The organism is Streptomyces viridosporus, assembly GCF_002078235.1.
Classification (GTDB): domain Bacteria; phylum Actinomycetota; class Actinomycetes; order Streptomycetales; family Streptomycetaceae; genus Streptomyces; species Streptomyces viridosporus.
Map to the genome: position 1 here is coordinate 1 of NZ_MSGP01000385.1, position 1,648 is coordinate 1,648.

A 1,648-nucleotide genomic window follows, 5' to 3' on the forward strand; every position below is an offset into this window, starting at 1 on the left:
CATCACCGGCCACCGCCTCCGTGGCGGTCCAGGCCGACAGCTTCGCCGCCAGGTCGGCGCCGCCACGGCCGACGAACGCGGCCCGGTGCGCGAATGCCGACCTGGTCGTCGCCAGCGAGAAGCCGACGTCCAGCGGCCGTCCCTGGCTGTCGGCGAGCCGCGCGACCTGCTCCTTCAGGGCGGCCGCCGTCTTGCCGGCCACCACCCACGGCACCACGACGTCGGCGGACTCCGGCTCGACCTGGCTGACGATGTGCTGCTCGAGGATGGTGTGCGCGTTCGTGCCGGAGATCCCGAACGACGACACCGCCGCCCGCCGCGGCCGCTCCACCTCCGGCCATACGGTGTTCTCCGTGACGAGGTCGACGTCGCCGACTGTCCAGTCCACATGCGACGAGGGCCGGTCCACGTGCAATGTCCGGGGTACGAGGCCGTTGCGCATGGCCATGACCGCCTTGATCACACCGGCGACACCGGCCGCCGCCTGCGTGTGCCCGATGTTCGACTTCACCGAACCCAGCAGCAACGGCGTCTCACGGTCCTGTCCATAGGTCGCCAGGAGAGCCTGTGCCTCGATCGGGTCACCCAGCGTCGTACCGGTGCCGTGACCCTCCACGACATCCACGTCGAGCGGCGACAGACCGGCCCCGGCGAGGGCTTGGCGGATCACGCGCTGCTGTGAGGGCCCGTTCGGGGCGGTGAGGCCGTTCGACGCACCGTCCTGGTTCACCGCCGAACCCCGCACCACGGCAAGGATCTCGTGACCGTTGCGCACCGCGTCCGACAGCCGCTCCACCACCAGCATGCCGACACCCTCGGCCCACCCGACACCGTCCGCGGAGTCCGCATAGGACCGGCAGCGGCCGTCAGCGGACATGCCGCGCTGCCGCGAGAACTCCACGAACAGCTCCGGGGTGGACAGCACGGTCACACCACCGGCCAACGCCAGATCACAGTCACCCGACCGCAACGCCTGCGCCGCCCAGTGCAGCGCCACCAGCGACGACGAACACGCCGTGTCGACCGTGACCGCCGGGCCCTCGAGGCCCAGCGAGTAAGCCACGCGCCCGGAGGCCACACTGGCGGAGCTGCCGTTGCCACGGAATCCCTCGAACTCGGGGCCGGTCAGCAGGTCGGAGTAGTCGCTGTACATCACGCCGGCGAACACACCGGTGCGGCTGCCCCGCAGCGACACCGGATCGAGGCCGGCCCGCTCCAGCGCCTCCCACGACGTCTCCAGCAGCAGCCGCTGCTGCGCATCCGTGGCGAGCGCCTCGCGAGGGCTCATGCCGAAGAACTCCGCGTCGAACTCCCCGGCATCGCGCAGGAACCCGCCGGACCGGGTGTAGGACGTGCCGACGTGCGCCGCGTCGGGGTGGTAGAGGGCGTCGAGGTCCCAGCCGCGGTCGTCCGGGAAGTCGCCGATGGCGTCGACGCCCTCGGTGACCAGCCGCCACAGGTCCTCCGGCGACCGCACCCCACCCGGATACCGGCACGCCATGCCCACGATCACCACCGGATCGTCCGACACCGGCGGCAACGCGCCGACGGGGACCGACATGTCCTCGGCGGTGCCGAGCAGCTCGTCGAGGAGGTACTGCGCGAGCGTGGCCGAGGTCGGGTGGTCGAACACCAGGGTCGCCGGCAG

The 1,648-nt window shown here is 71.6% G+C and carries 1 protein-coding gene; it reads right to left on the reverse strand.

Going from position 1 to position 1,648, the window contains the following annotated elements:
• Positions 1–1,648, reverse strand: a 1,648-nt coding sequence (locus B7L92_RS26275; protein ID WP_304364713.1) for a type I polyketide synthase, incomplete at both ends; no start/stop codon positions are given.